2 protein-coding genes and 2 riboswitches are annotated in these 4,128 nt (G+C 37.9%); both genes read right to left on the bottom strand.

Translation table 11 applies throughout. The features are described 5' to 3' along the window. Nucleotides 1-387: 387 nt before the first annotated feature. Nucleotides 388-3,183, bottom strand: a complete 2,796-nt coding sequence (locus JHC30_04730; protein MCI4463459.1) for a DUF11 domain-containing protein — start codon at nt 3,181-3,183, stop codon at nt 388-390. 25 nt (nt 3,184-3,208) lie between these two features. Beyond that, on the bottom strand, nt 3,209-3,418 hold the full coding sequence (locus JHC30_04735) for a hypothetical protein (GenBank protein ID MCI4463460.1): 210 nt from the start codon (nt 3,416-3,418) through the stop codon (nt 3,209-3,211). Continuing rightward, a riboswitch (cyclic di-GMP riboswitch) is annotated at nt 3,395-3,479 on the bottom strand. It overlaps the preceding gene by 24 nt. 134 nt (nt 3,480-3,613) lie before the next feature. Next, nucleotides 3,614-3,699: riboswitch (cyclic di-GMP riboswitch) on the bottom strand. Nucleotides 3,700-4,128 lie beyond the last annotated feature (429 nt).

The following is a 4,128-nucleotide window of genomic DNA, read 5'->3' on the forward strand; positions in this document are numbered from 1 at the left end:
CAACCGAAATTAAAATCTTCTTACCCATTTTTAACCTCCATATTGTTTCTCAATCTATTAATTATACCACGAAAGAAATTTTTGAGAAATGCGCCTTTATTGTCGTAGAAGAAAACAATGAAAACAAACCTTTAGAAATCAAATATGCTCAAAAATGTTAAAAAACTTTGCTTTAAATAGAAGTCTAATTCAAAAGCCATTTAAATAGGAGAAAAGTGAATAACAATTATAATTTGAAGTGAAATCTACCTCAGAAAATGCTGGAATTAACTATAAAGTGAGCGTAAACCACACAAATCAAATAGGCTCTCAAAAATTCTGTGCTTTTCTCATTTAATAAAAACAGGGGGCTAAGCCCCCTGTTTGCAACAAACTTAGATGACTTAACTAATCTGCAAATGGGATGTTTGCAATCTTCCTTGCATCAATTGGATTTGCCCTTCCTGTAGGTGGAAGTGATGGGTCAAGTGCAAATGTGTCGCCACTCTGGTTATATGCACCAAGCACAGAACCCAAAGTCTTTATCGCATTAATGTCAGTTCCAGCAAGCGTATTTGCAATTGTTGTTAAGTTGTATCCTGCTGGAAGTGGTGCACTACCTTTCATAGAACTATTGAGAATTGCAGCAAGTGCTTGCTGTCCTGCAATCATTCTTGCCTGGTCGAGAGCAGAACGCTTCTTTCCAGTGGAATCTTTAGCAACATTTGCCCAGAATATACCCATAACTTTATCAATGCTATCAACTTTCTTCCAACCAAGGTCTATATAACTTCCACAGTAGTTATTAAAGACATAGGTTGTGAAATCGAGGTGGGTTTGCCAGAAGCCTAATGTACGAGTAGCGCCTTTAACTTTTACTGTAACTTCTGCATATTCATCTGGGTAATTTGGAGGTGTGATTTCGTTTGAAAGTCCAACAGGATTTCCGTAACCTGTTACTGAGAAGGTTGTATCAGCAGTTATTGTAGTCTGGTAAACCCATGTCCAGGTTTCACCGACATCAAGAATTCCATTATCGTTTGTATCCCCACTTACATAGTATGAAGAAGATTTTTCAAATTCAACTGCACCTGGGTTAAGAGTGACCTTAACATTTTCAATTGGGCAATCACCAGTGTTTTGTTCAGTGATTGTAAGTATAACGTTTCCGCCAGGGAAGGTTTCCCAGGTATTAGGTGTAATTGAAACTTTGGTGTTCGGATGCACCAAATCGACAGACCATGTTGAACTTCCCCATATATCATTAGGGAATCCATATGGATGGAAGTGCACTGTTGCAGTGTTTGAAAGTGGGTCTGGATCTCCCGTCTTCACAGTGTATGTGTAAGTGAATGTGACAGATTCTTCGTAGTCAAGTCCGTTTGTTAATTCTACTGGAAGAGTAATGCCGCTAACAAGCGAGTCTGTAAAACTATCGAATACAAGATGTGGAGTATCTTCCGAGCTTTTGTTGGTAATTGTCACTGTGTATGTAATTGTGTCTCCAACTTTGCTTATTGGGTCTCCAGTTTTGGTTATCTCTATTGCAGGCTGGAATAGGTTCGTTTCCCAGGTAGCACTCTTATCGTATGTATTCGGGAAGCCTGCAATTGTTGCATGGACATTTACCGTGTTCACAAATGGATCTGAGGCACCTTCTGGAATAACGAAATCCTTCTCAATGGTATAAGAGGAACCGTTTGCAATAACCTTTGTCTCATCAATACCAAGCATGGTATCCGTTATGTGGAATGTCATCTCTGGTGTATCCGTTGAGCTTGTATTGGTTACTGTGATTGTGTAGTGGACTGTATCACCGATTTTTGAAAGGGTATTGCCAGTCTTTGTCACTGTGAAGTTAGGCTGGAATAGGTTCGTTTCCCAGGTAGCAGTTGCTGTAACATCAGTTGTAAGGTCAGTCCCAAATAAAGGTGCTGGGTCTGCATGGACTGTAACAGTGCTTATCATAGGATCACTTGCAGTTGTTGGGACGGCATATTCATATGTATATGTTGCAGATTCACCTGTTGCAAGAGCTGAAGGGAAGTAAGAAGAAATATCGCCAAGGAGCGTATCAGTGACTTTTATGTGTTCAAGGTCTATGTTTCCAGTGTTTGTAATAGTGATTGTGTAGTAGACTTTATCACCAATCTTTGAAAGGGTGTCGCCTGTTTTTGTTATAGAGATTGAAGGTTGCGGATGGAAGTTACCGAAGTTTTTGCCTGAAACAATTTCGCCATTTCCTAATGCGACCGTGTATGAGTTGCCGGATGGATAAGTCTCAATCCATCCTGACTGGTTAACTTCTGAAATAGTATATGTTCCTGCAGGAACCGTAAAACTGTAATAACCAGGGTTTCCGTTTGAGTCGTTTGCAGTAACTGCTGTCAAATGAGTTGAGCCACCGTCAAGCTTTATAGTCCATCCGTTAATACCAGGTTCACCTGCATCCCAAACACCGTTTGCATTGAGGTCATTAAACTTATAACCTGATATAGTGCCTGGATAAACGGCAACGCCCCACTCTTCAAAACCATCGTCAGATGGGAAGTTATCCCCAAATCGGGTAAATATTACTACATAATCTCCTGTCTTTCCATCGAACATATACTGAGGGATAAGAACTTTGTAATCTCTCTTACCACTTCCAGCGTTTGCTCTGTAATCCATTTTTATCCAGTTATCACCAAGGTCGTAGACTTTTGTTGAACCTGATGTAAAAGCGTTAGAACTTTCACTATAACCTGTGATGTTAGGATTGTTTGTTACCCACACTTGAAATTTATTAAGGCTTAAATACCATTGAGGGTCACTGTTTTGCTCGTTTATATCAAGCTGGAATTCCCTGTAGATAACGCCACCTTTAATTACCATAGGGACATCTTTAAGTTTATAACTATGTGTGAATGCCGCTGAAGAATTTTCATCAAATTGAAGTGGCCTATAATCGGTGTTGTATCCTCTTTCAGTACCATTTTTCTGTACTCTCAGGAATGAGTTAAAAACACCGCTACCCGTAGGGTCAATAGGCTGAAATCTTTCCCAAATTGCCCCTTCTATTGTGTAGGATATTTGAGGATTATCAGTCGTGAGGTCATAACTTCCACCAAACGCCTTCTGGGAGAAACCAAAAATAACCGATAGGATAATTAATCCTACTAAAATACCCCCTAAAAATGTTTTAAATCTAAACTTGTTTTTCATAAATCCATCCTCCTCTCGCGAATTTTTATTGATATATATCTTTTCCGCTCCATGTTTTTAATATGGCATCACCTCCTTTTTCAAAAATAGATGCCAAAAGAACATCCCTTGATAAGAAAGTAAGACAATAAAGATCCATAGTGTAAGCTTTGTTAAGCTCTTGAGCCTCTAAATACACAAAACCGTCTTTTTCCATACATTCCCCCTTCTGCATGAAAGAGACCGGTTTTGCCATTGGCTCCACCTGGCTTTAGGCATCCAAATCTTATCCAGGCTTCTTAGCCTTCTCTTTCTCTAAATTTTAATTAATAACTAAGATGGAAAATTATAGACGGGGTAAAAAAATAAGAAAAGAAATAACAATAGAAACTAATTGATTTGAACTAAAGACTGCGTTGCCCCGTTTTTTATTCTCCATCCTATCCTCTCTTTTGAGGGGGACCGGTTTTGCCATTGGCTCCATCCGAAGCGAGGCAACCAAAACTTTCTTCGGATATCTTCGCCTTTCCTCTCTCCAATAAACAGTGTATGTGTATTTTAAAATTTGTCAAGAGGGTGCACAAGTTAAATATGCACAAAAAACTCTAAAAAAACTGATTATTACTGAACGGCTATGTTTTTAGAATTTTTTTTAATTTAAAATTGTTTTAAACTTTCTTATTGTGTTGATGTTTTTAAAAAGTATAGACAATGTAAATAAGAATTTTTTTCTAGAAACAAAGCATATATGTCTAAAGAGAACAAAAAACTTTCCAAAAAGATGAATCTACAAGGATAAAATAACACAAGGATTTTTAAACCGAGATACGTAAGATTGGCATTTTAAATCAGGACAATATTACAAGCGTTATTTTTATTGCAAAGGAAAATTATCCAGATTGTTTCTCAAGCCATCAATTATACCACGAAAGAAGTTTTTGAGAAATGTGCCTTTATCATCATAAA

It is taken from the genome of Caldisericum sp. (assembly GCA_022759145.1).
Classification (GTDB): domain Bacteria; phylum Caldisericota; class Caldisericia; order Caldisericales; family Caldisericaceae; genus Caldisericum.